This is a genomic window from Pseudomonas sp. LBUM1648 (assembly GCF_059716145.1).
In genome coordinates this window covers 5045829-5070664 of sequence record NZ_CP166808.1, presented here as the reverse complement: position 1 = coordinate 5070664, position 24836 = coordinate 5045829, and the positions used below count along the sequence as shown (strand labels likewise).

The following is a 24836-nucleotide window of genomic DNA, read 5'->3' as shown; positions in this document are numbered from 1 at the left end:
CTAGCTTGCTAGCGATGGCGTCGGTTCAGGCATCGCAAGTCCCAAAGCTTTTCCACTGACGAAAAGGCGCCAAAACCATGTCTCTGCACCTGATCATCGGCGACAAACTGCTTTCCTCCTGGTCCCTGCGCGCCGCCCTGGCGCTCGAATTGACCGGCGCTCCCTACACCGAAGAGTTGATCAAACTCGGCAAGCCCGACACCCGCGAGCGTCTGCTCAAGCATTCGCCGACTGCCAAAGTACCGCTGCTGAAAACCGCACGCGGCACCGTGGCTGATTCCTTGGCTATCGCTGAGTACCTCGCCGAGCAGTTTGCGTCCGAGCAGCTTTGGCCAACCGACCTCTTCGCCCGCGCCCAGGCGCGATCCGCCTGTGCGCAAATGCACAGTGGCTTCTTCGCCATGCGCAACCACATGCCATTCAACCTGAGCCACAATGCGCCGCTGAACCCGGTGCCGCCGGAAGTGAAGGTCGATATCGAACGCATGCTCGCCTTGTGGGCTGAATGCCGTGCTGTCGCCACCGAGAGCGGGCCGTACCTGTTTGGTCGTTTGAGCCTGGCCGATGCGTTCTTCGCACCGATTGCCGTGCGTTTGCGCACCTATCAGGTGAAGCTGCCGGCCGCCGACGAAGCCTATGTTGAAACCGTCTACCAATGGCCGGCCTTCAAGGCATGGCAGAAGGCTGGACTGGAGGAGATGAACCCGTGAAACGTGTACACGTCGCGGCTGCCGTCATACGTGACGACAGTGGCAAAATTCTCATCGCCCGCCGTGCCGACACCCAGCATCAGGGTGGTTTGTGGGAGTTTCCCGGCGGCAAGGTCGAGGCTGACGAGTCGGTCGAAACCGCGCTGGCCCGTGAGCTGCACGAAGAGTTGGGCATTGCCGTTGGCAGCGCCCGCCCCTTGATCAAAGTGCGTCACGATTACCCGGACAAACAGGTGTTGCTGGATGTCTGGGAAGTCTCGGACTTCAGCGGCGAACCCCACGGTGCCGAAGGTCAGCCATTGGCCTGGGTAACCGCGAAGGAGCTGGCGAACTACGAGTTTCCGGCGGCCAACCAGCCAATCGTCGCAGCGGCACGTTTGCCAGCCGAATACCTGATTACTCCGGAAGATCTTGAAACCCCGGCGTTGTTACGGGGCATCCAGAAGGCGATTGCCGGCGGGATCAAATTGATCCAGCTGCGTGCGCCCAATGGCTATGACCCGAAGTACCGTGATCTGGCGGTGGATGCAGCGGGTCTGTGTGCCGGCAAGGCGCAGTTGATGATCAAGGGGCCGTTCGAATGGCTCGGTGATTTCCCGTCCGCCGGGTGGCACATCACCTCCGCGCAACTGCGCAAGTATGCGGCGGCGGGGCGACCGTTGCCGGCGGAGCGTTGGTTGGCGGCGTCTTGCCATAACGCCGAAGAACTGGCGCTGGCCGAACAGATGGGCGTGGATTTCGTGACCCTGTCGCCGGTGCAGCCGACGTTGACTCATCCGGATGCGCAGCCGTTGGGCTGGGAGCAGGCTTCGACGTTGATCGAGGGCTTCAGCAAACCGGTGTTCGTGTTGGGCGGGGTTGGCCCGGCTGAGCGTGAGAAGGCCTGGAGCTTTGGGGCTCAGGGTGTGGCAGGGATTCGGGCGTTCTGGCCAGAAGCCTGATTCTTTATTTAGGCTAAAGGCCCCATCGCGAGCAGGCTCACTCCTACAGTTGACCGCGTTTTGTCAGTAGACATGCGGTCAACTGTAGGAGTGAGCCTGCTCGCGATAGCGTCATATCTGGCGCTATTGATCTGAAGGCTTCGCCGCCGGCTGCCACAAAATCTCCGCAACCCCCTGCCGCCGCGCAATCACTCGCGCCGCCACAAACAACAGATCCGATAACCGATTGATATAGGCCAAACCAACCCCGGCCAACGGCTCGATCGCATTCAAATGCTGACAGCGCCGCTCGGCACTCCTCGCCAGACTCCGGCACACATGGGTCTGAGCAATCAGCATCGAGCCCCCCGGCAGAATGAAATTCTCCAGCGGCCCCAACTCCTCATTCCACACATCGATCGCCGCTTCCAATCGTTCGATTTCCGCCTCGTTCAGTGCCTGATATTCCGGCATTGCCAACTCGCCACCCAGATCGAACAGCCGATGCTGACACGGCGCCAACACCTCAATCAGCTCAGTCAAGCCAGGCGTAGCTTCACGTTCGGCAAGCAGCCCGGCCAACAACACGCCGACCTGACTGTTTAGCGTATCGACTTCACCAATCGCCTCGATACGCGGGTGATCCTTGGGCACACGGCGGCCATCGCCCAGGCCGGTTTCGCCTTTGTCGCCGGTGCGTGTGTAGATTTTCGACAGGCGAAAGCCCATGGGTTACCTCGATAATTGATTGGTTTCTGGAGCGATGGCAGTGGGTTGGGCCAGCGGCAGGCGCAAGGTGAAACATGTGCCTTGCCCGGGCGCTGACTGCACTTCCATCTGCCCTTTGTGGTTGTTGGTGATAATGAAGTACGACACTGACAAACCAAGTCCTGTGCCCTGACCGATTTCCTTGGTGGTGAAGAACGGTTCGAAGGTGCGTTTGCGCACGTTCTCGCTCATGCCGATGCCGTTGTCCTCGACCTGAATCTCGGCCCACGGCGGATTGAGTCGGGTACGCAGGATGATCCGCCCCGGTTCGCTGTCGTCTTCGCGCTGATGAATGGCCTGTGCGGCGTTTTTCAATAGATTGAGCAGCACTTGTTCCAGCTCGTTGGCGGTGCCCGGCACCGGACCCAGCGCCGGGTCGAATTGGCGGATGATCGCCTGACCCTTGAAATCAAAACCGATGGCCAGATCGAAGTCGTTGCCGGCGATTTCAACCGCTTGATCAATCAGTGCCGGCAAATCGCACGGGGCCATTTGCCGGGTGCTGCGGCGGCTGAAACTGAGCATGTGAGTGACGATTTTTGCTGCCCGCGCTCCGGCCTGTTGAATGCCATCGAGCAGTTTCGGGACTTCCCGGCCTTGCAGATAACGGTTGACCGTGTCCAGTTCGATGCCCAGTTGCTCGGCGGTTTCGAGGTTCTTCGGCAGATCCGCTGACAGGCGCCGGCGGATGTTCTGCACGTTATGCAGGATCGCGCCCAGCGGGTTGTTGATTTCGTGGGCCATGCCCGCTGCGAGGCCGCCGACCGAGAGCATTTTTTCCGACTGCACCATCATCTCTTCCAGCGACAGACGCTGGGTGATGTCGTCGATGCGGATCACCACACCACGCCCGGCGCCGCCCATCAGCGGGTAGAACGTCAGTGCGTAATGCTTGGGTTCGTCGTCCTTGAACCAGGTCACGCGTTCGATTTTCGCCACGGTGTGTTGCTCGACAGTCTGCTTGAGCTGCGGCAAAAACGGCTTGAGCGGTTCGAAGGCGAGGAAGATCGGCTGGTTCAGCGCTTCGTCGAGCCGGGTGCCGGAGAGGGCGCTGGCTTCCTGGTTCCATTGGGTGACGTAGAGCTGTTCATCAAGGGCGATCAGCGCCGACGGCATTGAGTCGATGATGCTGTTGAGGTAGTTCTGGAAACCGGTGAGTTTCTTCTCGATCTTGCTGCGTACCTGGACTTCCAGCTCCAGCTTGCGGTTGGTGTGGCGGGTTTCCTCGGCCAGGCCCTGGGCCTGATCGTAAGCCGCTTGTGAGTCGTCGCGGGCACGTTTGAGTTGCTGTTCGCGGGCTTCGATGCGCGACAGCATGGTATTGAACGCCTCGGCGAGGCTGCCGATTTCGTCGTGGTTGCCGCGTGAAGCGCGCAGTGCGTAGTTCTCTTCACGGGTCACCTGACGCGACAACTCTTCAAGTTGATGAATCGGTCGGGTGATCAGCCGCTTGATCTGCCGGGCAATCACCAGCCACAGCAGCACGCTGAAAATCAGGATGCCAAGACTGGCCGTCAGCGTGCCGGTGTAGAACGCCATGGGCAATTCGCTACTGGCGACCAGCAATAGATGACCCGGCGCTGTGCCGGGGCGGGGCAGTGTGATCAACTGGTTGCTGCGAAACTCGGTGAGTTGCCAAGCCTCAATGTGCCGGTAACGTTCCGGCAGGTCGAGTTTGTCGCCGTGCTGCACTTGCGCGAGCCTTTCGCCCTTGCCGTCATACAGGGCGGCAGCGCGCAGTGGAGAATAGCTGTCGAGCTCCTTGAGCAGACGTTCTGCACTCTGCGGTGATTGCAGGGCTTCGCTGACAAGACTTGGGTTGGAGATCAGTCGGCCGATGGTCTGCAAGGCCTGAGGGGCCATGCTTTCCTGGGAGATGTAATAGGCGGCGCTGATAAAGGTCAGGTTGGCGACCAGCAAGACAGTGGTCAACAGCACCAGCAGGGCGGCCAGCAGTTTCTGGCCGACCGGCAGGTTTTCGAGGCGCTGGCGCAATGGCATCAGGTTTATCGCAGCAAAGGAACAAGTGGCCAGCGTAGCCGCTGCTCAGTCGCTGGGCAATCCGAGGCTGTGCAGATGAGCGATCAGACGTTGCTGCAATTGACTGAGGTGCGGCAGGTTCAACTGGTGGCGCGCAGCGACTTTGCAGGCGTGGCCCAATAAATAGCTGATCTCGGTGCGGCGCTGGTTGGCCACGTCTTGATACATCGATGAGTAATTGGCCGCAGTGGCCTGAATCACTCGCTCGACTTCCTGTTGCAGATTGTCGGCGGCTGATGGTTGGCCGCAGCGCTGCAGCAGTTCGGTCAGTTCGACGCACAGCGTGGCGACTTCGCAATGATGCGCCTGCAATCCGCCGTTGCGGCAGTTATGCAGCACGGTCAGCGGATTGATCGCGCAGTTGAGCGCCAGTTTGCGCCACAGCCGGGTGAGGATGTCGGTGCTCCATTCGTGGGGGATTTTTGCGGCTTGCAGATCATCCAGCCAGATTGGCGCGACCGGATGCGCGACATCGCCGAGCCAGGTGTAACCGTGACCGGCAAACACCACGCGCCAGTCACCGTCGCGGAAGGCGCCTTCGGTACTGGAGGCGCTGATGCAGCGCGCCTGGGGCACTTGCGCGGCGACAGCGTCCTGACTGCCGAGGCCGTTTTGCAGCAGGATCAGTTCGGCATCGGGCGCCAGGCGTGGGGCGAGGCGGGCGACCGCGCTTTCGGCGTCGTAGGCTTTGCAGGCCACCAGCAGGCGTCGGATCGGTTCGGGGTTGTCCGGGGTTTCGCCGGGAACTGCATAGGTGCGGGCTTGTCCCTGTTCCACAAGGGTCAGTCCACCTGCCGCTTCATAGCTGTGCAAGCGCTCGGTATCGCGCACGATCAGCCTGACCGGTAATCCGGCCCGGGCCAGCCGCGTAGCCCAGAGTGTGCCGAGACTGCCGGCGCCGAGAACATGCCAAAGGGTGGACATCAGTTTTTTGCTCGAATGGGTGCAGGCATGTGCGGCTCGCCGTGTCGTCAGGAAAAGACCCGTTATAATGAGCCCGATTTTAACCGCAAGCCAAGCGCGCTCCATCCTCATCGAGCGCGCCTTTTTTATTGGAGAGATTACATGCCGTCGTTCGACGTGGTATCCGAACTGGACAAACACGAACTCACCAACGCGGTCGAGAACGCCGTGAAGGAACTCGATCGTCGTTATGACCTGAAAGGTAAAGGCAGCTTCGAGTTCAAGGAAAAAGACCTGACCGTCAACCTGACCGCTGAAGCCGATTTCCAGCTGGAAGCGATGATCGAGATCCTCAAGCTCGCCCTGGTCAAGCGCAAGATCGACGTGCAGTGCCTTGAAGTCAAAGACGCTTACGCATCGGGCAAGCTGATGAAGCAGGACGCCGTGCTCAAGGAAGGGATCGACAAGGAGCTGGCGAAGAAGATTGTCGGCCATATCAAGGATGCCAAGCTCAAGGTGCAGGCCGCCATTCAGGGCGAGCAGGTTCGTGTCACCGGCAAGAAGCGTGACGATCTGCAAGAAGCCATCGCGGCCCTGCGTGCCAAGGAATTCGGCATGCCACTGCAGTTCAACAACTTCCGCGACTAAGCTTTCTCATGCGGAACCTGTGGGAGCGGGCTTGCTCGCGAAAGCGGTGTGTCAGTCAACTTCATTATTGAATGGCACACCATTTTCGCGAGCAAGCTCGCTCCCACTTTTTATTTGTTTATAGCCCGGGTAGCCGGAAATCAGGAGATAGAACATGGATTTGAATGCTGAGGTGGACCACCTGGTCAAGGCATCCCAGGCGTGGATACCGATGATCATGGAATACGGCAGCCGCGTGCTGCTGGCAGTGATTACCCTGGCCATCGGCTGGTGGCTGATCAACAAGGTCACGCAAAAACTCGGCGGTCTGCTGGCCCTGCGTAACGCTGACCTGGCGCTGCAAGGCTTCATCAGCAGTCTCGCCAACATCATTCTCAAGGTGCTGCTGATTGTCAGCGTCGCTTCGATGATCGGTGTTGAAACCACCTCGTTCGTTGCGGCGATCGGTGCTGCCGGCCTGGCCATCGGTCTGGCCTTACAGGGCAGCCTGGCGAATTTCGCCGGCGGCGTGCTGATTCTGCTGTTCCGTCCGTTCCGTATCGGTGACTGGATCGAAGCCCAAGGTGTGTCAGGTACCGTCGATAGCATCCAGATTTTCCACACCGTGCTGCGTACCGGCGACAACAAGACCATCATCGTGCCGAACGGTAACCTGTCGAACGGCATCATCACCAACACCAACCGTCAGCCAACCCGCAAGGTTGTCTTCGATGTGGGCGTGGATTACGAAGCGGATCTGCAAAAGGCCCGTCAGGTGCTGCTGGATCTGGCCAAGGATGAGCGTGTTCTGCAGGACCCGGCACCGCAAGCCGTAATCTCGACACTGGGCGACAGTTCGATCACGGTTTCCCTGCGTGTTTGGGTTAAAACTGCAGACTATTGGGATGTGATGTTCATGTTTAACGAGCAGTCCCGCGATCGTTTAAAGACCGCAGGCATTGATATTCCGTTTCCGCAGCGGGTTATTCGTGTAGTTCAGGAAACAGCTGCACAGTAACAACATTGATACCTGGCCTCGCGGTCAGTTAATTAATGTCAGACCCAAGAGATGTTCACACTCTTGGGTTTTTTTATGTCTGTTGTGAAAGTTTGCTGGCTAATAGATAGCTGGCTAATGTTTTATGTCTGCAAACAAGTTAATGAGTGCATAAAAAAACCGCTCACCTGAATCCAGGTGAGCGGTTCTTGTTAGAGCAGGGCTCTAGTACGTCATCCTTACATCCCTATTAGAGGATGTTCAGAGGGTACTCAACGATCAGACGGGTGTCGTTATTGTCAGACGAGTAGCCGCTGTATGCGCCGTTGGAGCGGTACATGGCATAACGCAGACGGAACGACAGGTCTTTGGCTGGACCTTCCTGGATCACGTATTTGGACTCGGCGTTCCACTCGTTTTCCTTGCCTTCGCCCAAGCCGTTGGTGGTGATGTGGTCACCCATCACGTAACGGGTCATGAAGCTCAGGCCAGGTACGCCGTAAGTCTTCATGTTCAGGTCGTAGCGAGCTTGCCAGGAGCGCTCGTCGCGGCCCACGAAGTCGGAGATCTGAATGGAGTTGGCAACGAAGATGGTGCTGTTACCGTCAACGCCGTAGTAGTAAGCGTTGTCGCCGCTGGAGCGCTGGTGAGCGAGGGTAAACTTGTGAGCACCGATGCTGTACGCAGCAGCCAGGGACCACAGGTTGTTGTCCACACCAGTGGTGCCGTCGCCGATCGCGTCAACCAGGTCACCGCGGCTATCGCCTTTGGTGTGGTAGCCGTTGAAGTCGAAGTTCAGCGACTGCTCGTCGTTGATTGGCAAGGTGTAGTTCAGGTTGACGTAGTACTTCTTGAAGTAGTCGTCAGCGTCGGAAGCAGCCAGGGCACCGGTGAAGTTATCGGTGAAGGAGTAGCTGGCACCGAAGATGTTGATGTTGGTCAGGCCTTTGCCGCCATTGCCATCTTCATCTGGCAGGCCGCCGATGCTGTCACGGCCCATGCCTGTTTGCTTGCTCAGCGCTGTGAAGCGACCTGCGCTCAGTTCCAGACCTTTGATCTCTTTGGAAGTGATCAGGGTACCGGTGGCTACTTCTGGAATCAGACGGCTGTCGTCAGTGGCGAACACTGGGCTTGCAACAAATTGTTGGCCGTATTTCAGCACGGTGTCGGATACGCGGAATTTGACTGCGCCGCCGATTTTACCTTGGGATTTTTCAGGGTTGCCATCGCTGTCGTTGGCGAACAGGCCATTACCACGACGGCCCGAACCGCCGTCCAGTTTGACCGAACCCATGGCCATGGCATCGAGACCGAAACCTACGGTGCCTTGAGTGAAGCCCGACTCGTAAGTCAGCAGTTGGCTTACACCGGTGTCCTGGCGATAGCCACTTTTGAAAGTGCCGTCACCGTTGGAAACGTTACCCGCGCCGTTTTTGTAGTCGCGGTTCATGTATTCCATACGAGTCTTCAGTTTCAGACTCTGGTCTTCCAGGAAGCCTTTGGACTCGTCTTGGGAAGACGCCATTGCGAACTGCGAGGTGCCTGCTGCAACAGCCAGGGCGATCATGCTCCACTTCATCACGCGCATCGTGATTTGCTCCTTTGGTTTTTAGAAGAGTACTGCCGTCCCACCTGTTTTATTATCTGGGCGGCTCTTTCTTTTTGTGTCGGCGCAAACTTATATCACGCCGACATTGTTGGCGATACTTGCGAATCTAACCTTTCACCTTCTTTACGACGCTGTCGCAGATGGCTTGGTAGATGTCGCAAATTCACAGTACCGATGCAATCGGACCGGCAACTTTCTCGCTGTTTTTGTAGCCTTTTGCATCGCTAAAAAAGAGTCCCTGGCAAAACACTTGAATCTCCATCGGGCAACCCTGCCACTGTTTTTGTTGGGCTTAAGGCTCCCACTTCCCGTGGTGCGCTTATAGTCCATATGAGTACGAATGCAACAAACGTGCACAAACCGCGATATCGCTGCGGTTATTTTTCTGTGCACCTGTCTCTACCTGTAAAAACCTCATAAATACGGGGCGCCAAGCCGCTTTCTATCGGGGCTTGACGCGACTGTTCGTATGGTGTTGTCACACCGTGGCTGGCGCGCGACAACCAAAAACGTTACCGGTTCACCCCGCCAGTGAGTATTCGGCGGATGCCTGCCGCACTGAGCGTAGACGCACTGTGCGGTTTTGGTGCAAAAAAATTTACAGGCTGTACCGGATTCATACAGTTGAAGCATTGGGTGATTGTGAGCGGATCAGGGTTTTTCGGTCATTTGAGCTTGCTGCTCGCTCGTTCTGGTTCTGTGCTGGTGCAGGTTGTCGATAAATGTCACATGTCGGGGCGTTCGCCGGGTGACAAATGGGCGCTGTCGTCGTGAAGGTCGGCGCATTCGCAGGTATGCTGCCGGTCTGTCGCTTGGTTCGCCGCTCGGTATGAGGGCCGCTAAGCTAATTATTCGATCAGCCGGGAGTGCGCGCGGTGTTTGCTCTAGATTCACGACTTCAACAGGACACGCTGACCATAGGCGACTTCCCGCTCTGCCGGCTGCTGCTGTCCAACGACGCCAACTACCCGTGGTTCATCCTGGTGCCACGTCGGGACGATATCAGCGAGTTGTTTCAGTTGGATGTCGCCGATCAGCAGCAGCTCTGGCTGGAAACCACCGCGCTGGCGGAGTTGCTCAAGGACTTGTTCGATGCTGACAAGATGAACGTTGCGACCTTGGGTAATGTTGTCAGCCAGATGCACATGCATGTGATTGTGCGTAAACGCGATGATGCAGCGTGGCCGGCGCCGGTATGGGGCAAGCACGCGGCCAAACCTTATAGCGACGAACAGGTGGCCGCCATTCGCGAGCAATTGCGCGTGGTGCTGACCGAAGATTTCACATTTGTGGAGGGCTGAATCATGAGCCTTGAAGATCGCGTTACCGATCTGGAGAGCCGTCTGGCGTTTCAGGATGACACCATTCAGGCGTTGAACGACGTGCTGGTGGCGCAGCAGCGCGTGGTTGAGCGCCTGCAATTACAGATGGCTGCGCTGCTCAAGCGTCAGGAAGAGATGGTCGGCCAGTTCGAGTCCTTTGAAGAAGAAGCGCCGCCACCGCACTATTGAGGCGAGCGCTTTTCTTCGGGCATAAAAAAACCGCGAACAGCACGCTGCTCGCGGTTTTTTTTGGCCTTGGATCAGCGACGCGGCAGAGCGGCGATCACGTCCTCGGCTTGCAAACCCTTGTCCCGGTTCATCACCGAGAACTCGACGCGCTGGCCTTCGACCAGAACACGGTGGCCTTCGCCACGGATCGCACGAAAGTGCACGAAAATATCATCGCCGGAATCCCGGGAGATAAAGCCGAAGCCTTTGGAAGTGTTGAACCACTTGACGGTGCCGGTATCGCGGTTGGTCATGTCGTAGTTGGTCGGTGCGGCAGCCGGTGAAGATCGATAGAAGCTGACGGCCAGGTGCAGGATCACCGCAACCAGGGCAATCACCAGACTGAACAACACGGCGGGCTGGCCGGCGATGACAGGCATCGGTGCGATCAGGGTCAAGGTTTGCAGGACTACAGTCAGCACCAGAAGAGCGCTGACAAGGTTTTGCAGATGCTGGCGCGGGCCTTTGTTCCAGTAAGGAATCACTGGAGCGATCACCAGGTTCAGCAGGCCGAAAAAGGCCAGGTAAAGTGCATCGGGTTGTTGCAGGTAGGGAACGGCTTCGGATTTCAAACTAGGTATGAACGACAGCAGCAAGGCCGCTGCGCCCATTAGCAGGTGGACGATTTTCAACATTTTGATTGGCTCACGTTATGACGGCTCACAAGGAAGAGCTGAAGGCGCACGGTTCGCTTCGGAACAAAATAAGAGGCGGTGGACACGTACACGGCATCAGCCTATGCGCAACACCCCGGAAAATGGGGCATGGCGACACACTGCCTATTTAACAGCAAAGCCTGCAGCTACTCAAATCAGCCCGGCCAGCGGCAGCGGTACGGGCGATTTGTCGCAGCCTGTTCAGGTTTTCGGGGCTGCGGGGTGCCGGCAGCCTTGCTAGAGTGGGATTGCACCTGTTGGATGAATTCAATCGCCGCTAGGAGGTAAACATGGCAATCGATATCGGTATCAGTGAAGAGGATCGCAAGTCCATCGTTGAGGGGCTGTCGCGGCTGCTGTCGGACACCTACGTGCTGTATCTGAAAACCCATAACTTCCACTGGAACGTCACAGGCCCGATGTTTCGTACGTTGCACTTGATGTTCGAAGAGCAATACAACGAACTGGCGCTGGCCGTGGACTCGATTGCCGAGCGCATTCGCGCGCTGGGCTTTCCGGCGCCGGGCGCTTATGCGACTTACGCACGTCTGTCTTCTATTAAAGAGGAGGTGGGCGTACCAAGCGCCGAGGACATGATCAAGCAATTGGTCGACGGTCAGGAAGCTGTGACCCGCACCGCGCGCGGTATTTTCCCGCTGCTCGACAAGGTCAGTGATGAGCCGACGGCCGACCTGCTGACCCAGCGTATGCAGGTTCATGAGAAAACCGCGTGGATGTTGCGCGCTTTGCTGGAAGCGTAACCCGTAAGCGCGGGCTTGCCTGAGGCCGGCTCGCGCGCTGTCCGCAATCTTACCGCTATCGTTGGCTTATCCTACGGTGATGGTCAAAAAGTCATCTGGATATAACTTTGCGTCTGCGCTTTTATGAAGTCACAGCTTGTGGCTTCCAAAACAGGCAGAGATGACAAAGGAGTGTCACCGATATGGTAGAGGGAGACAGGCGAGGCGACAGGATTGTCGGCTTGCAGCATGAATTGAAATTCGATCCGTTCGTCAACGATTTCGACATGACATTGGTCCAGCCGCTTTCGCGATCCGTGCGTTTGAACGGATTCGCGACCTGCCTGCGACTGGAACAGGTTTATTGGAACATCCTTGGCAACATGGCAGCAGACAATTGTTGTTCGGTCAGTTCGTTATTGTCCCACGTCGACCGTGAAGTGCATCTGCGTCACGGCGGGGTGAAGAATTTCAGCGCGCTGGTGCGGGTAGTGTGCGTCATGAACAGCACCAAGGAAGCACTCCCATTGAAACAGCGGTTGTAAACGAGGTCGCGGCCTGTGCAGTCTTACGGCTGCACAGGCCGCATTTAATGGATATAATCCCGCTCTTTCGCCGCAAAGCCCTGCGCGCGGTGGCAATCTGATCGCAGAGACACCCCAATGCCGATGTACGATTACCAATGTGCTTCCTGTGGTCATCAGTTGGAAGCCATTCAAAAGATCAGCGAAGCACCGTTGGTCGACTGCCCTGCCTGCCAGGCGCCAGAGCTCAAGAAACAGCTGTCCATGCCGGGCTTTCGCCTCAGCGGCAGCGGTTGGTACGAAACCGATTTCAAGACCGGAACCAAGAAGAATCTGGCCGGTGGCGACAAATCTGACTAGGGTTCAAACCCAGGTCGAACGACACGCGTGAGTTTTCCGCACTACTTCAGTGCGCCGGGATCTCCACCGAATTTCGAATTACGAGAAGCGAACCACTACCATGATGCGCAGCCACTATTGCGGCCAACTGAACGAAAGCCTGGAAGGCCAGGAAATTACCCTTTGCGGATGGGTTCACCGTCGCCGCGACCACGGCGGGGTGATTTTCCTCGATATCCGTGATCGTGATGGTCTGGCTCAGGTAGTGTTCGATCCGGATCGCGCCGAGAGCTTCGCCGCCGCGGATCGCGTGCGCAGCGAATACGTCGTGAAGATCACCGGCAAGGTTCGCCTGCGTCCGGCCGGTGCCACCAACGCCAACATGGCGTCGGGCATGATCGAAGTGCTGGGCTACGAACTGGAAGTGCTGAACGAGTCGGAAACCCCGCCGTTCCCGCTGAACGAGTTCTCCGACGTCGGCGAAGAAACCCGCCTGCGTTATCGCTTCCTCGACCTGCGTCGTCCGGAAATGGCCGAGAAGCTGCGTCTGCGTTCGCGCATGACCACCAGCATCCGTCGCTTCCTCGACGAGAACGGCTTCCTCGACGTTGAGACACCAATCCTGACCCGCGCGACCCCGGAAGGTGCCCGTGACTACCTGGTGCCAAGTCGTACCCACGCCGGTTCGTTCTTTGCCTTGCCGCAATCGCCACAGCTGTTCAAGCAACTGCTGATGGTCGCTGGCTTCGACCGCTACTACCAGATCGCCAAGTGCTTCCGTGACGAAGACCTGCGTGCCGACCGTCAGCCGGAATTCACCCAGATCGACATCGAGACCAGCTTCCTCGATGAAAAAGAGATCATGGGCCTGACCGAGCAAATGATCCGCAACCTGTTCAAGGAAGTGCTGGGTCTGGAATTCGGTGATTTCCCGCACATGACTTTCGAAGAAGCCATGCGCCGCTACGGTTCCGACAAGCCAGACCTGCGTAACCCGCTGGAACTGGTAGACGTTGCCGATCAACTGAAAGAAGTCGACTTCAAGGTGTTCAGCGGCCCGGCCAACGACCCGAAATGCCGCATCGCCGCACTGCGCGTTCCAGGCGGGGCGAGCATGCCGCGCAAGCAGATCGACGACTACACCAAGTTCGTCGGCATCTACGGTGCCAAGGGCCTGGCGTACATCAAGGTCAACGAGCGTGCTGCCGGTGTTGAAGGTCTGCAATCGCCGATCGTGAAAAACATCCCGGAAGCCAACCTGAACGTGATCCTTGATCGCGTCGGCGCGGTTGATGGCGACATCGTGTTCTTCGGCGCCGACAAGGCCAAGATCGTCAGCGAAGCTTTGGGCGCACTGCGCATCAAGCTCGGTCATGACCTGAGCCTGCTGACTTGCGAATGGGCACCGATGTGGGTTGTCGACTTCCCGATGTTCGAAGAGAACGATGACGGCAGCTTCTCTGCGCTGCACCACCCGTTCACCGCGCCGAAGTGCACGCCGCAAGAGCTCGAAGCCAACCCGGCTGGCGCCCTGTCTCGCGCGTACGACATGGTGCTGAACGGCACCGAGCTGGGTGGCGGTTCGATCCGTATCCATCGCAAGGAAATGCAGCAGTCGGTGTTCCGTCTGCTGGGTATCAATGAAGCGGAACAGGAAGAGAAGTTCGGCTTCCTGCTCGACGCGCTGAAGTACGGTGCTCCGCCGCACGGTGGTCTGGCCTTCGGTCTGGATCGTCTGGTGATGCTGATGACCGGCGCCCAGTCGATCCGTGAAGTGATCGCCTTCCCGAAAACCCAGAGTGCTGCCGACGTGATGACGCAAGCACCGGGTGTGGTGGACGCCAAGGCACTGCGCGAGCTGCACATTCGTTTGCGCGAAACGCCAAAGGCTGAGTAAGACGGGCCTGAAGGCGCATCTTCGGATGCGCCTTTTTTCTTTCTATAGAGAAGAGAGCAGGTCGAGATTTTTTGGTTGCTGGCCGATGCATGAGCAGGCGGGCAACGTTTCAAAGAGAATTCGGAGCGAGTTATGGCAGGTCATTCCAAGTGGGCGAACATCAAGCACCGCAAAGAACGTCAGGATGCCAAGAGAGGCAAGATCTTCACCAAGTGGATCCGTGAACTGACCGTTGCGGCCCGTCAGGGCGGCGGTGATCCGGGCTCCAATCCGCGTCTGCGTCTGGCCCTGGACAAGGCGCTGAGCGCGAACATGAGTCGCGACATCATCGACCGTGCAGTGGCGCGCGGCGCCGGTGCGACAGAAGCGGACAATGTCGAAGAACTGACCTACGAAGGTTACGGCCCGGGCGGCGTGGCGGTAATGGTCGAGTGCATGACCGATAACCGCAACCGTACCGCAGCCGCTGTGCGCCATGCGTTCAGCAAGTGTGGCGGCAACCTTGGCACCGACGGTTCGGTCGCGTACCTGTTCGAGCGCAAGGGCCAGATCAGCTTCGCCCCGGGCATCGACGAAGACGCTCTGACCGAGGCGGCGCTGGAAGCCGACGCCGATGACGTGGTTACCCACGAAGACGGTTCGATCGATGTGTTCACCTCGTTCACCAGTTTCTACGCCGTGCGTAACGCCCTCGAAGCTGCTGGTTTCAAGGGTGATGATGCTGAGATCGTGATGCAGCCGACCACCAGCGCCGAGCTGGACCTGGAAGGCGCGGAGAAAGTCCTGAAGCTGATCGACATGCTTGAAGACCTGGATGACGTGCAGAACGTCTATTCCAACGCAGACATTCCGGAAGACGTGGCCGCTCAGCTCGGTTAAGAGCGACTACGATTCAATGTGGGAGCTGGCTTGCCAGCGATGGCGTCGGCACATCTGTTGAAGATGTTGCCTGACACACCGTCATCGCTGGCAGGCCAGCTCCCACATTTGTTATTCGTTGTATTGAATTTCGTGCTTTTTCCGAATCCGCAGGCGTTATGACTTTAATTCTTGGTATCGACCCCGGTTCGCGTATCACCGGTTACGGCATTGTTCGCGATACCGGCCGCGGTGGCTGTATCTACGTGGCCTCCGGTTGTATTCGCACTGGCGCGGGCGAGCTGCATGAGCGTCTGCAAATCGTCTATCGCGGCGTACGCGAAATCATTCAGACCTACGGCCCGGTCACCATGGGCATCGAAAAGGTGTTCATGGCGAAAAACGCCGATTCTGCGCTGAAACTGGGGCAGGCCCGCGGAGCCGCCATCGTCGCTGGCGCCGAAGAGAGTCTTGAAATCGCCGAATACACCGCGACCCAGGTCAAGCAGGCCGTGGTCGGTACCGGCGCAGCGAATAAGGAGCAAGTGCAGATGATGGTCATGCACATGCTCAAGCTGACCAGCAAACCGCAAATCGATGCTTCGGACGCTCTGGCGATTGCCATTTGTCACGCGCACACCCGTTCCAGCCTGCTGCCGCATGGCTTGGGAACGGCACGCAGTCGTGGCGGGCGCCTGCGTCTCTGATAGCATCAGCAATCAAATTTCCCGGAAGGTGGGTTTTGCGCCTGTGTCGTCGGCCTGAAGCTCGCCTTCCGTCAGTCGCCAGCCCACGGCTGGCCAACGCTCAAGGATCTGAAACGTGATTGGACGCTTGCGCGGCACCCTGGCTGAGAAACAGCCGCCGCACCTGATTCTGGATGTAAACGGCCTCGGATATGAGCTGGAAGTGCCCATGACCACTCTCTATCGGTTACCGTCGGTCGGTGAGCCGCTGACCCTGCACACCCATTTGGTCGTACGCGAAGACGCGCAATTGCTCTATGGTTTTGCCGGCAAGCGTGAGCGAGACTTTTTTCGCGAGTTGATCCGTCTCAATGGTGTGGGGCCGAAACTGGCTCTGGCATTGATGTCGAGTCTGGAAGTCGACGAGTTGATCCGCTGCGTGCAATCCCAGGACACCTCGGCCCTGACCAAGGTGCCGGGCGTTGGCAAGAAAACCGCCGAGCGTTTACTGGTCGAACTGAAAGATCGCTTCAAGGCCTGGGAAACCTCGCCGGCCATGTTTGCCCTGGTGCCGAACCAGCCGGACGGCCCGGCGCCGGTCAACACCGCCGAGAACGATGCGGTCAGCGCGCTGATTTCCCTGGGTTACAAGCCGCAGGAAGCGAGCAAGGCGATTTCCGCGATCAAGGACAAGAATTTGAGCAGTGAAGACATGATCCGCCGTGCCCTGAAGGGAATGATTTAAGTGATTGAAGCTGATCGTCTGATCGCCGCCGCGCACAGCCCGCGCGAGCGCGAAGAAGTCCAGGACCGGGCCATTCGCCCGGTCAGTCTGGCCGACTATATCGGCCAGCCGACCGTGCGCGAGCAGATGGAACTGTTCATCCAGGCCGCCCGTGGCCGTAGTGAATCCCTCGACCACACGCTGATCTTCGGCCCGCCTGGGCTGGGTAAAACCACGTTGGCCAATATCATCGCTCAGGAAATGGGTGTATCGATCAAGAGCACCTCGGGGCCGGTCCTCGAGCGTCCGGGTGATCTGGCGGCGTTGCTGACCAATCTTGAGCCGCACGATGTTTTGTTCATCGACGAAATCCATCGTCTGTCGCCGATCGTTGAAGAAGTGCTGTACCCGGCGATGGAAGATTTCCAACTCGACATCATGATCGGCGAAGGGCCGGCAGCGCGTTCGATCAAGCTCGATCTGCCGCCGTTCACGCTGGTCGGCGCGACCACTCGCGCCGGCATGCTGACCAACCCGTTGCGTGACCGCTTCGGTATCGTCCAGCGTCTTGAGTTCTACAGCACGGCTGACCTGTCGACGATTGTCAGTCGTTCGGCGAATATCCTCGGTCTGCCGCTGGATCCGGAAGGTGCCTTTGAAATCGCTCGCCGCGCCCGTGGTACGCCGCGGATCGCCAACCGTCTGCTGCGCCGGGTGCGCGATTTCGCCGAAGTTCGCGCCAAGGGGCACATCACCAAGTCGGTTGCCGATCTAGCGTTGAACCTGCTGGACGTCGACGAACACGGCTTCGATCATCAAGATCGGCGTTTGCTGCTGACCATGATCGAAAAGTTCGATGGCGGCCCGGTGGGGATCGACAGCCTCGCCGCTGCGATCAGCGAAGAGCGCCACACCATTGAAGATGTGCTTGAGCCATACCTGATTCAACAGGGCTACATCATGCGCACACCACGGGGCAGGGTGGTGACGCGGCATGCGTATCTGCATTTCGGTTTAAACATTCCGTCACGAATGGGTGAAATGCCCGTGGCAGACGAGTTTCTCGATGCTGTGGACGATTAATACACATTTGTTGTCGATTTATTCAGGGTTTGTACTGTCTGAGGACGGTACTTTTGCGGTAAAGCCTTTGAACAATGAAAAACAGTTGCCTGGCCGGATTGGCAACCTGAGGAGTAAGCACTAGAGTATGCGCGCGCAAAACGGGCTTGAGCCGTTCGCACATCGTTGTCGCGTTTATTACGAGGACACCGATGCGGGCGGCATCGTGTATTACGTTAATTACCTCAAGTTTATGGAACGGGCTCGAACCGAGCGGCTCCGCGAGCTGGGCTTTGCCCAATCGCAGCTGGCAGGGGAGGATCTGTTGTTTGTCGTGCATTCCAGCGAAGCGCGCTATCACGCGCCGGCGCGACTGGACGACGAGCTGCTGGTAAGCGCTGAAGTAATCGAATTGAACCGTGCCAGCCTGCGCTTTAAACAGCAGGTCAGGCGGGCTACGGATAATGTGCTGCTCTGCGAAGGGCAGTTTTTGGTGGCCTGTGTGCGCACTAACAGTTTGAAACCCCGGGCCCTTCCCGAAGACCTGCGTGCGGCCTTCGCCGACGCGGGCGGCCCGGGTACACACTCAAAGCAGGAGATAAAGCGTGGAAGCTAACGTCGTCGACCATTCCTCCATGTGGAGCCTGGTCAGCAATGCCAGCATCGTGGTGCAGTTGGTAATGTTGACTCTGGTGGCCGCATCGGTGACCTCATGGATCATGATCTTTCAGCGCAGCAACCTGCTGCGTGCCGGTCGACGCGCCCTGGAGAGCTTCGAGGAGCGCTTCTGGTCGGGTATCGATCTGTCCAAGCTGTACCGTCAGGCGGGTAGCAACCCGGATCCGGATTCGGGCGTCGAGCAAATCTTCCGCGCCGGTTTCAAAGAGTTCTCCCGTCTGCGTCAGCAGCCAGGCGTCGATCCTGAGGCGGTGATGGAAGGCGTGGCCCGTGCCATGCGTGTGGCCATCTCCCGCGAAGAAGAGAAGCTGGAGCAGAGCCTGCCGTTCCTCGCCACCGTTGGTTCGGTCAGCCCGTACATCGGCCTGTTCGGTACCGTGTGGGGCATCATGAACTCTTTCCGCGGTCTGGCCAGCGCCCAGCAAGCCACCCTGGCCACCGTGGCCCCGGGTATTGCCGAAGCACTGATCGCCACGGCGATCGGCCTGTTCGCGGCAATTCCTGCAGTAATCGCTTACAACCGTTTTGCAGCTCGCAGCGAAACCCTGCTGGGCCGTTACTACACCTTCGCCGATGAATTCCAGGCGATCCTGCACCGCAAAGTGCACACCAGCGAAGAATAAGCAGGTAATTTCCAATGGCTTTAATCGCTCGAGCTCGCAAAAAGCGCAAGCCGGTCGCCGAGATGAACGTGGTGCCTTACATCGACGTGATGTTGGTGCTGCTGGTCATCTTCATGGTAACCGCGCCGATGCTCAATCAGGGCGTGAAAGTTGATCTGCCCAAGGTTTCCAGCGAAGCCTTGCCGCAGGACAACAACACCCAGGTCCTGACCATTTCGATCAAGGCTGACAAGACCTATTACTGGAACCTTGGCAGCGAAGTCGACACCGAAAAGCAACAGGACAGGGCCATGACCCTGCCGCAGATGACCAGCGCGGTGACAAAAATCATCGCTGCCGGCAACGGTAACGGCAAGCGTACCCAGGTCTTCATTCGTGGCGACAAGACTGTCGATTACGGTTCCGTCATGGGCGCCATGGGCGGGTTGCAGAAAGCCGGGGTCGGGAATGTTGGCTTGATTACCGAGGCCCCCTGATGCAGCCACTGCGAGAGCCGTCTGCCTCGGAAAGCTTCTTCTGGCCTAGTGTCTGGGCGATTGTCTTGCACGTGCTGGTGTTCGGCATGCTGTTCGTCAGTTTCGCTTTTACACCTGAGCTGCCGCCGGCCAAGCCGATTGTCCAGGCGACCTTGTATCAACTGAAATCGAAAAGTCAGGCGACCACCCAGACCAATCAGAAGATTGCGGGTGAGGCGAAGAAATCCGCCGCGCGTCAGACCGAAGTCGAGCAGATGGAACAGAAAAAGGTCGAGCAGGAAGAGATCAAGGCCGCTGCGGAACAAAAGAAAGAAGAAGCGGCTCAAAAAGCCGAGGAAGCCAAGAAGGCCGACGAGTCTAAAAAAGCGGACGAGGCGAAAAAGGCTGATGAAGCCAAAAAAGCCGATGAAGCGAAGAAGACCGCCGAAGCCAAGAAGGCAGAAGAGAAACAATTGGCTGATATAGCCAAGAAGAAATCTGAAGAAGAAGCCAAAAAGGCTGCTGAAGAAGAGGCCAAGAAAGCGGCCGCTGAAGAAGCCAAGAAGAAGATTGTCGAAGACGCGAAGAAGAAAGCCGCCGAAGACGCCAAGAAGAAAGCTGAAGCTGAAGAGGCGAAGAAGAAAATCGCCGACGAAGCGAAGAAGAAAGCTGCTGCCGATGCTGCGAAGAAGAAAGCGCAGGATGCGGCACGTAAATCTACCGAAGACAAAAAGGCTCAGGCCCTGGCAGATTTGCTTTCCGACACGCCACAGCGTCAGCAGGCCTTGGCCGATGAGCAGGGTGACGAAGTCGCGGGCAGTTTCGATGACCTGATTCGTGCGCGAGCAGCAGAAGGCTGGGCTCGCCCACCTTCAGCACGCAAAGGCATGACGGTGGTGCTGCAAATCGGCATGTTGCCGGACGGTACGGTGACTTCGGTCAGCGTGGCCAAATCCAGTGGCGACGGTCCGTTCGATGCTTCGGCAGTCGCAGCGGTCAAGAATATTGGACGTTTGACAGAAATGCAGGGAATGAAGCCGAGCGATTTCGCTCCGTATCGTTCATTCAAGATGACATTCACACCTGAGGATCTAGCCTTGTGAGAAACCTTCTTCGAGGAATGCTGGTCGTGATCTGCTGCATGGCAGGGATCGCGATGGCTGATGAAAAGAACATTCTGGTCACCAGCGGCAGCGATCGGGCTACTCCGATCGCCGTTGTACCGTTCGGCATGCAGGGCGGTGCCGTGCTGCCGGACGACATGGCTGAAATCATTGGTAACGATTTGCGCAACTCGGGCTATTACTCGCCGATTCCAAAGCAAAACATGATCAGCCAGCCAAGCCAGCCGAGCGAAATCATCTTCCGTGACTGGAAGGCGGTGGGTGCTCAATACATGATGGTCGGCAGCATCGTTCCAGCGGGCGGTCGCTTGCAGGTGCAGTGGGCGCTGTTCAACGTTGCCACCGAACAGAAAGTGGCTGACGGCAGTGTTTCCGGCACTACCGAGCAATTGCGCGATATGGCGCACTTCATCTCGGACCAGTCGTTCGAAAAACTCACCGGTATTCAAGGTGCGTTTTCGACCCGTCTGTTGTACGTAACGGCTGAACGCTTCTCCGAGAAGAACACCCGTTACACCCTGCAGCGTTCGGACTATGACGGTGCGCGCGCCGTGACTCTGTTGCAATCGCGTGAGCCGATCCTGTCGCCGCGTTTCGCACCGGATGGCAAGCGCATCGCCTACGTGTCGTTTGAACAGAAGCGTCCGCGGATCTTCATGCAGAACATCGACACCGGTCGCCGTGAGCAAATCACCAACTTCGAAGGCCTGAATGGCGCACCCGCCTGGTCCCCGAATGGCGATCGTCTGGCGTTCGTGCTGTCGAAAGACGGTAACCCGGACATCTACGTGATGAACCTGGCTTCGCGTCAGATCAATCGTGTCACTGCGGGCCCGGGCATCAACACCGAACCGTACTGGGGCAAGGATGGTTCGACCATCTACTTCACCTCGGACCGTGGCGGCAAACCACAGATCTACAAAACCAGCGCCAGTGGCGGCGGTGCGGAGCGAGTGACCTTCATCGGTAACTACAACGCCAACCCGAAACTGTCGGCTGATGAAAAGACTTTGGTGATGATCCATCGTCAGGATGGTTTCACCAATTTCAAGGTGGCGGCCCAGGATTTGCAGCGAGGTAGTGTAAAGATCCTCACTGATAGCACTCTGGACGAGTCACCCACTGTTGCGCCCAACGGCACCATGGTAATCTACGCCACCCGCCAACAGGGCCGGGGAGTCTTGATGCTCGTGTCCATTAATGGACGCGTTAGGCTCCCGCTTCCTACCGCTCAAGGCGAAGTCAGAGAACCGTCCTGGTCCCCTTACCTGAAGTGAGCGGGCGCTACACGTTTTACTTAACACACTGGGGTTCATTAGGAGTTTCACGATGGAAATGCTGAAGTTTGGTAAATTTGCTGCGCTGGCTCTGGCCATGGCTGTAGCTGTAGGTTGCTCGTCCAAAGGCGGCGACAACGCCGGTGAAGGCGCTGTTGATCCAAACGCTGGTTACGGCGCAAACACTGGTGCCGTTGACGGTTCCCTGAGCGAAGAAGCTGCTCTGCGCGCAATCACCACCTTCTACTTCGAATACGACAGCTCGGACCTGAAGCCAGAAGCCATGCGCGCTCTGGACGTTCACGCCAAAGACCTGAAAGCAAACGGCGCTCGCGTTGTTCTGGAAGGCAACACCGACGAACGTGGTACTCGTGAGTACAACATGGCACTGGGCGAGCGTCGTGCGAAAGCCGTTCAACGCTACCTGGTACTGCAAGGTGTTTCCCCAGCTCAGCTGGAACTGGTTTCCTACGGCGAAGAGCGTCCAGTTGCTACCGGCAACGACGAGCAGTCCTGGGCTCAAAACCGTCGCGTCGAACTGCGTAAGTAATTCGATATGCGAACGTGCCGTCGTGCTGTAACTGTTCTGGCTCTCAGCCTCGCGCCGCTTGCGGCGTGGGCTGCGGTTCCTGTGGTCGATGACAACTCCGGTTATAACAATAGCGGGAGTAGTTATCCGCCTGCGGGTTACGGTACGAACGGCGCCTATGCCGGGGGAGCGGCTTCGGCCCCTGCCTCGGCACAAGGCATGCTGTTCAACCAACTGCAACAAATGCAGGATCAGATTTCGCGCCAGCAAGGTGTGATTGAAGAACTGCAGAATCAGGTTGCGCGCATGAAGCAAGAATCCCTGGAGCGATACCAGGATCTTGATCGGCGCATAGGATCCGGTGTTGCACCTGCCGCGACTCCTGAGAATTCTTCTACCGGTGGCGATGCAAGTGGTGCTGCCGGTGCTGCCGCTGGCGCCGGGGCTGCTGCCCAGGCACCTGCTGCGAGTAGCGAACCGGGTGATCCGGCCAAGGAAAAGCTGTATTACGATGCCGCTTTCGACCTGATCAAAGCCAAGGATTTCGACAAGGCCAGCCAGGCTTTCGCCGCTTTCCTGCGCAAATACCCGAACAGCCAATATGCGGGCAACGCCCAGTATTGGTTGGGTGAAGTGAACCTGGCCAAAGGTGATCTGCAAGGTGCAGGTCAAGCATTTGCCAAGGTTTCGCAGCTGTATCCCAAGCACGCCAAAGTGCCGGACTCGCTGTACAAGCTGGCTGATGTAGAGCGCCGCCTCGGTCATAACGACAAGGTAAAAGGCATTCTGCAGCAGGTTGTTGCCCAATATCCGGGCACATCTGCCGCTCAGTTGGCCCAACGCGATCTGCAACGCATGTAAGTTGCTTGACCCTTTGGAAGAAACCCGCGCCTGTCGCGGGTTTTTTCGTTAGAATTCACGCCCTTTTTCTGAAACACGCTTCTTGTGGTCTGCGCGTTGGCGGGATTGCCTGAAGTGCCTGACGGAGGCGGACAGCCTGTTTAGCTGTTACGCCCGTGGCGACTATGCAAGACACATTGAGAATCACCGAAGTTTTCTACTCTTTGCAGGGGGAAACGCGGACTGCCGGGCTGCCCACTGTTTTTGTGCGTCTGACCGGCTGCCCTTTGCGTTGCCAATACTGCGACAGTGCCTATGCGTTCAGTGGCGGCACCGTCCGCACCCTCGACGATATCCTCGAGCAAGTAGCCGGATTCCGTCCGCGCTATGTATGCGTCACCGGCGGTGAGCCGCTGGCACAGCCTAATGCCATTCCTTTACTCAAGCAGTTGTGTGATGCCGGTTACGAGGTCTCGCTGGAAACCAGCGGTGCTCTTGACGTTTCTGCTGTCGATCCGCGCGTCAGTCGCGTAGTCGACCTGAAAACACCGGGCTCGAAAGAAGCGCATCGCAACCGTTACGAGAATATCGAACTGCTGACTCCCAACGATCAGGTGAAGTTTGTCATCTGCTCGCGGGAAGACTACGACTGGGCCGTTTCCAAGTTGATCCAGTACGGACTCGACCGACGTGCCGGTGAAGTCCTGTTCTCGCCAAGTCACCACGACTTGAATGCGCGGGATCTGGCAGATTGGGTCGTAGCGGATAACCTGCCGGTACGCCTGCAATTGCAGCTGCATAAATATCTTTGGAATGACGAGCCGGGGCGCTGATATGACTGAGCAACTGAACACCACCGACAAACGCGCAGTCATTTTGCTGTCTGGCGGCCTCGACTCTGCGACTGTCGTAGCCATGGCTCGCGCCGAGGGCTATAGCTGCTACACGATGAGCTTCGATTACGGTCAGCGTTCGCACGCCGAATTGCACGCTGCTGCACGTGTTGCCCGCGACCTAGGTGTGATCGAGCACAAGGTGATCGGTCTGAATCTGAACGGCATGGGTGGTTCGGCCCTGACGGACACCAGCATCGAGATTCCTGAAGAGCTGGGCGAGGGCATCCCGGTGACTTACGTGCCGGCGCGCAATACCGTTTTCCTGTCGCTGGCACTGGGTTGGGCTGAAGTGCTTGGCGCCCGTGACATCTTTATTGGTGTGAATGCGGTGGATTATTCCGGTTATCCGGATTGCCGTCCCGAGTTTATCGAATCCTTCGAGCGCATGGCCAATCTGGCGACCAAGGCGGGGGTTGAAGGCAATGGCTTTCGCATTCAGGCGCCATTGCAGAACCTGAGCAAGGCGCAGATCGTCCAGGCGGGCGTGAAGCTCGGCGTCGATTATGGCCTCACCGTTTCCTGCTATCAGGCCGATGATAATGGCCGTGCATGCGGTAAATGCGACAGCTGCCGCCTGCGTGCGGAAGGCTTTGCGGCGGCCGGCGTGAGCGATCCAACACCTTATTTTTGATTATTTTCAAAAAGGTGTTGAATAGTCCTTAAAAATCAGTATTATACGCGCCATCACACAGCGGGTCGTTAGCTCAGTTGGTAGAGCAGTTGGCTTTTAACCAATTGGTCGTAGGTTCGAATCCCACACGACCCACCATATTTGGCGGTTTAGAAAATCCGGAAGGCCCACGA

At 57.7% G+C, this 24836-nt stretch carries 29 protein-coding genes and 1 tRNA gene; 25 read left to right on the top strand and 5 right to left on the bottom strand.

The features are described 5' to 3' along the window. The first annotated feature begins 77 nt into the window (after nt 1-77). Together ACA043_RS23045 and ACA043_RS23040 are read left to right on the top strand one after the other, a co-directional pair. Nucleotides 78-710 (top strand): glutathione S-transferase family protein, encoded by a 633-nt coding sequence (locus tag ACA043_RS23045; protein ID WP_489878874.1) that lies wholly within the window; start codon nt 78-80, stop codon nt 708-710. Further along, nucleotides 707-1651 carry a Nudix family hydrolase gene (locus ACA043_RS23040; RefSeq protein WP_497657980.1) on the top strand — a complete coding sequence of 315 codons (945 nt, stop codon included), beginning with the start codon at nt 707-709 and terminating at the stop codon, nt 1649-1651. Before ACA043_RS23045 ends, ACA043_RS23040 begins: the two co-directional genes overlap by 4 nt. A gap of 123 nt (nt 1652-1774) precedes the next feature. On the opposite strand, the gene ACA043_RS23035 is transcribed toward ACA043_RS23040, so the two are convergent. Genes ACA043_RS23035 through ACA043_RS23025 form a run of 3 tightly spaced genes read right to left on the bottom strand, consistent with a single transcriptional unit; the run spans nt 1775 to nt 5362 of the window. Further along, nucleotides 1775-2359, bottom strand: coding sequence for a cob(I)yrinic acid a,c-diamide adenosyltransferase (locus ACA043_RS23035; protein ID WP_497657979.1), 585 nt, complete (start codon nt 2357-2359; stop codon nt 1775-1777). Nucleotides 2360-2362: 3 nt separating this feature from the next. After that, the gene (locus ACA043_RS23030) at nt 2363-4399 is read right to left on the bottom strand and encodes a sensor histidine kinase (RefSeq protein ID WP_187679776.1); all 2037 of its coding nucleotides are present in this window, start codon (nt 4397-4399) and stop codon (nt 2363-2365) included. A gap of 45 nt (nt 4400-4444) precedes the next feature. After that, nucleotides 4445-5362, bottom strand: a complete 918-nt coding sequence (locus ACA043_RS23025; RefSeq protein WP_497657978.1) for a putative 2-dehydropantoate 2-reductase — start codon at nt 5360-5362, stop codon at nt 4445-4447. 141 nt (nt 5363-5503) lie between these two features. On the opposite strand from ACA043_RS23025, the gene ACA043_RS23020 reads away from it, so the two are divergent. Both ACA043_RS23020 and ACA043_RS23015 read left to right on the top strand, forming a co-directional pair. Then, a complete protein-coding gene (locus tag ACA043_RS23020; RefSeq protein WP_027619814.1) occupies nt 5504-5989 on the top strand; it encodes a YajQ family cyclic di-GMP-binding protein in 486 nt (161 codons plus the stop codon). Between the two features lie 154 nt (nt 5990-6143). Continuing rightward, nucleotides 6144-6986, top strand: coding sequence for a mechanosensitive ion channel family protein (locus tag ACA043_RS23015; protein ID WP_489878879.1), 843 nt, complete (start codon nt 6144-6146; stop codon nt 6984-6986). A 229-nt stretch (nt 6987-7215) separates the two neighbouring features. On the opposite strand, the gene ACA043_RS23010 is transcribed toward ACA043_RS23015, so the two are convergent. Beyond that, a complete protein-coding gene (locus ACA043_RS23010) occupies nt 7216-8553 on the bottom strand; it encodes an OprD family porin (RefSeq protein WP_305439443.1) in 1338 nt (445 codons plus the stop codon). A gap of 567 nt (nt 8554-9120) precedes the next feature. Here ACA043_RS23010 and ACA043_RS23005 point away from each other — a divergent pair. From ACA043_RS23005 to ACA043_RS22995, 3 genes are all read left to right on the top strand, one after another. Further along, nucleotides 9121-9348, top strand: coding sequence for a hypothetical protein (locus ACA043_RS23005; protein WP_497615209.1), 228 nt, complete (start codon nt 9121-9123; stop codon nt 9346-9348). 101 nt (nt 9349-9449) lie between these two features. Continuing rightward, nucleotides 9450-9875 carry an HIT domain-containing protein gene (locus tag ACA043_RS23000; RefSeq protein ID WP_401268630.1) on the top strand — a complete coding sequence of 142 codons (426 nt, stop codon included), beginning with the start codon at nt 9450-9452 and terminating at the stop codon, nt 9873-9875. Between the two features lie 3 nt (nt 9876-9878). After that, complete coding sequence (locus ACA043_RS22995) at nt 9879-10085, top strand: SlyX family protein (RefSeq protein ID WP_095188019.1); 207 nt, start codon at nt 9879-9881, stop codon at nt 10083-10085. Nucleotides 10086-10156: 71 nt separating this feature from the next. Here ACA043_RS22995 and ACA043_RS22990 read toward each other — a convergent pair whose 3' ends face one another. Further along, a complete protein-coding gene (locus ACA043_RS22990) occupies nt 10157-10759 on the bottom strand; it encodes a cold shock domain-containing protein membrane protein (protein WP_401268629.1) in 603 nt (200 codons plus the stop codon). A gap of 311 nt (nt 10760-11070) precedes the next feature. Between ACA043_RS22990 and ACA043_RS22985 the strand changes: the two genes are divergently transcribed. The 18 genes from ACA043_RS22985 to ACA043_RS22900 all read left to right on the top strand — a co-directional run bounded on the left by ACA043_RS22985 (nt 11071) and on the right by ACA043_RS22900 (nt 24801). Then, nucleotides 11071-11541, top strand: coding sequence for a Dps family protein (locus tag ACA043_RS22985; RefSeq protein ID WP_034153422.1), 471 nt, complete (start codon nt 11071-11073; stop codon nt 11539-11541). 182 nt (nt 11542-11723) lie between these two features. After that, nucleotides 11724-12065: a ribbon-helix-helix domain-containing protein gene (locus ACA043_RS22980; RefSeq protein WP_401268627.1), complete on the top strand. Its 342-nt coding sequence runs from the start codon at nt 11724-11726 to the stop codon at nt 12063-12065. Nucleotides 12066-12182: 117 nt separating this feature from the next. After that, on the top strand, nt 12183-12404 hold the full coding sequence (locus tag ACA043_RS22975; RefSeq protein WP_064119106.1) for an FmdB family zinc ribbon protein: 222 nt from the start codon (nt 12183-12185) through the stop codon (nt 12402-12404). 100 nt (nt 12405-12504) lie between these two features. Beyond that, the gene (gene aspS / locus ACA043_RS22970; RefSeq protein ID WP_187679768.1) at nt 12505-14280 is read left to right on the top strand and encodes an aspartate--tRNA ligase; all 1776 of its coding nucleotides are present in this window, start codon (nt 12505-12507) and stop codon (nt 14278-14280) included. 132 nt (nt 14281-14412) lie between these two features. Next, a complete protein-coding gene (locus ACA043_RS22965; RefSeq protein WP_095188024.1) occupies nt 14413-15159 on the top strand; it encodes a YebC/PmpR family DNA-binding transcriptional regulator in 747 nt (248 codons plus the stop codon). A 158-nt stretch (nt 15160-15317) separates the two neighbouring features. Continuing rightward, nucleotides 15318-15845, top strand: a complete 528-nt coding sequence (gene ruvC / locus ACA043_RS22960; protein WP_007951206.1) for a crossover junction endodeoxyribonuclease RuvC — start codon at nt 15318-15320, stop codon at nt 15843-15845. 115 nt (nt 15846-15960) lie between these two features. After that, a complete protein-coding gene (gene ruvA, locus ACA043_RS22955) occupies nt 15961-16569 on the top strand; it encodes a Holliday junction branch migration protein RuvA (protein ID WP_123467207.1) in 609 nt (202 codons plus the stop codon). Then, nucleotides 16570-17631 (top strand): Holliday junction branch migration DNA helicase RuvB, encoded by a 1062-nt coding sequence (gene ruvB, locus ACA043_RS22950; RefSeq protein WP_187679767.1) that lies wholly within the window; start codon nt 16570-16572, stop codon nt 17629-17631. It abuts the gene before it with no gap. A 127-nt stretch (nt 17632-17758) separates the two neighbouring features. Beyond that, nucleotides 17759-18226: a tol-pal system-associated acyl-CoA thioesterase gene (ybgC, locus tag ACA043_RS22945; RefSeq protein WP_123530109.1), complete on the top strand. Its 468-nt coding sequence runs from the start codon at nt 17759-17761 to the stop codon at nt 18224-18226. After that, nucleotides 18216-18911, top strand: coding sequence for a protein TolQ (gene tolQ, locus ACA043_RS22940; RefSeq protein WP_008080223.1), 696 nt, complete (start codon nt 18216-18218; stop codon nt 18909-18911). Before ybgC ends, tolQ begins: the two co-directional genes overlap by 11 nt. 23 nt (nt 18912-18934) lie before the next feature. Then, a complete protein-coding gene (gene tolR / locus ACA043_RS22935) occupies nt 18935-19387 on the top strand; it encodes a protein TolR (RefSeq protein WP_401268701.1) in 453 nt (150 codons plus the stop codon). Continuing rightward, nucleotides 19387-20469: a cell envelope integrity protein TolA gene (gene tolA, locus ACA043_RS22930; protein ID WP_187679766.1), complete on the top strand. Its 1083-nt coding sequence runs from the start codon at nt 19387-19389 to the stop codon at nt 20467-20469. The genes tolR and tolA overlap by 1 nt, the downstream gene beginning before the upstream one ends. A 17-nt stretch (nt 20470-20486) precedes the next feature. Continuing rightward, entirely contained in the window at nt 20487-21767 is a 1281-nt protein-coding gene (tolB, locus tag ACA043_RS22925; RefSeq protein ID WP_187679778.1) for a Tol-Pal system beta propeller repeat protein TolB, read from the top strand. A 52-nt stretch (nt 21768-21819) separates the two neighbouring features. Next, nucleotides 21820-22317 carry a peptidoglycan-associated lipoprotein Pal gene (gene pal / locus ACA043_RS22920; RefSeq protein ID WP_003178634.1) on the top strand — a complete coding sequence of 166 codons (498 nt, stop codon included), beginning with the start codon at nt 21820-21822 and terminating at the stop codon, nt 22315-22317. Between the two features lie 6 nt (nt 22318-22323). Then, a complete protein-coding gene (ybgF, locus tag ACA043_RS22915; protein ID WP_497657977.1) occupies nt 22324-23157 on the top strand; it encodes a tol-pal system protein YbgF in 834 nt (277 codons plus the stop codon). A 164-nt stretch (nt 23158-23321) separates the two neighbouring features. Continuing rightward, nucleotides 23322-23969 (top strand): 7-carboxy-7-deazaguanine synthase QueE, encoded by a 648-nt coding sequence (gene queE / locus ACA043_RS22910; protein WP_008080230.1) that lies wholly within the window; start codon nt 23322-23324, stop codon nt 23967-23969. A gap of 1 nt (nt 23970) precedes the next feature. Further along, a complete protein-coding gene (gene queC / locus ACA043_RS22905; protein ID WP_305439430.1) occupies nt 23971-24663 on the top strand; it encodes a 7-cyano-7-deazaguanine synthase QueC in 693 nt (230 codons plus the stop codon). Between the two features lie 62 nt (nt 24664-24725). After that, nucleotides 24726-24801: transfer RNA gene (locus ACA043_RS22900), tRNA-Lys, on the top strand. Nucleotides 24802-24836: the final 35 nt, after the last annotated feature.

Excerpts from the sequence above, each read along its gene's own strand:
- ACA043_RS23045 (WP_489878874.1), top strand. The coding sequence starts at position 78 with ATGTCTCTGCACCTGATCATCGGCGACAAACTGCTTTCCTCCTGGTCC.
- ACA043_RS23035 (WP_497657979.1), bottom strand. The coding sequence starts at position 2,359 with ATGGGCTTTCGCCTGTCGAAAATCTACACACGCACCGGCGACAAAGGC.
- ACA043_RS23030 (WP_187679776.1), bottom strand. The coding sequence starts at position 4,399 with ATGCCATTGCGCCAGCGCCTCGAAAACCTGCCGGTCGGCCAGAAACTG.
- ACA043_RS23025 (WP_497657978.1), bottom strand. The coding sequence starts at position 5,362 with ATGTCCACCCTTTGGCATGTTCTCGGCGCCGGCAGTCTCGGCACACTC.
- ACA043_RS23020 (WP_027619814.1), top strand. The coding sequence starts at position 5,504 with ATGCCGTCGTTCGACGTGGTATCCGAACTGGACAAACACGAACTCACC.
- ACA043_RS23015 (WP_489878879.1), top strand. The coding sequence starts at position 6,144 with ATGGATTTGAATGCTGAGGTGGACCACCTGGTCAAGGCATCCCAGGCG.
- ACA043_RS23010 (WP_305439443.1), bottom strand. The coding sequence starts at position 8,553 with ATGCGCGTGATGAAGTGGAGCATGATCGCCCTGGCTGTTGCAGCAGGC.
- ACA043_RS23005 (WP_497615209.1), top strand. The coding sequence starts at position 9,121 with ATGCCTGCCGCACTGAGCGTAGACGCACTGTGCGGTTTTGGTGCAAAA.
- ACA043_RS22995 (WP_095188019.1), top strand. The coding sequence starts at position 9,879 with ATGAGCCTTGAAGATCGCGTTACCGATCTGGAGAGCCGTCTGGCGTTT.
- ACA043_RS22990 (WP_401268629.1), bottom strand. The coding sequence starts at position 10,759 with ATGTTGAAAATCGTCCACCTGCTAATGGGCGCAGCGGCCTTGCTGCTG.
- ACA043_RS22985 (WP_034153422.1), top strand. The coding sequence starts at position 11,071 with ATGGCAATCGATATCGGTATCAGTGAAGAGGATCGCAAGTCCATCGTT.
- ACA043_RS22980 (WP_401268627.1), top strand. The coding sequence starts at position 11,724 with ATGGTAGAGGGAGACAGGCGAGGCGACAGGATTGTCGGCTTGCAGCAT.
- ACA043_RS22975 (WP_064119106.1), top strand. The coding sequence starts at position 12,183 with ATGCCGATGTACGATTACCAATGTGCTTCCTGTGGTCATCAGTTGGAA.
- aspS (WP_187679768.1), top strand. The coding sequence starts at position 12,505 with ATGATGCGCAGCCACTATTGCGGCCAACTGAACGAAAGCCTGGAAGGC.
- ACA043_RS22965 (WP_095188024.1), top strand. The coding sequence starts at position 14,413 with ATGGCAGGTCATTCCAAGTGGGCGAACATCAAGCACCGCAAAGAACGT.
- ruvC (WP_007951206.1), top strand. The coding sequence starts at position 15,318 with ATGACTTTAATTCTTGGTATCGACCCCGGTTCGCGTATCACCGGTTAC.
- ybgC (WP_123530109.1), top strand. The coding sequence starts at position 17,759 with ATGCGCGCGCAAAACGGGCTTGAGCCGTTCGCACATCGTTGTCGCGTT.
- tolA (WP_187679766.1), top strand. The coding sequence starts at position 19,387 with ATGCAGCCACTGCGAGAGCCGTCTGCCTCGGAAAGCTTCTTCTGGCCT.
- tolB (WP_187679778.1), top strand. The coding sequence starts at position 20,487 with ATGCTGGTCGTGATCTGCTGCATGGCAGGGATCGCGATGGCTGATGAA.
- pal (WP_003178634.1), top strand. The coding sequence starts at position 21,820 with ATGGAAATGCTGAAGTTTGGTAAATTTGCTGCGCTGGCTCTGGCCATG.
- ybgF (WP_497657977.1), top strand. The coding sequence starts at position 22,324 with ATGCGAACGTGCCGTCGTGCTGTAACTGTTCTGGCTCTCAGCCTCGCG.
- queE (WP_008080230.1), top strand. The coding sequence starts at position 23,322 with ATGCAAGACACATTGAGAATCACCGAAGTTTTCTACTCTTTGCAGGGG.
- queC (WP_305439430.1), top strand. The coding sequence starts at position 23,971 with ATGACTGAGCAACTGAACACCACCGACAAACGCGCAGTCATTTTGCTG.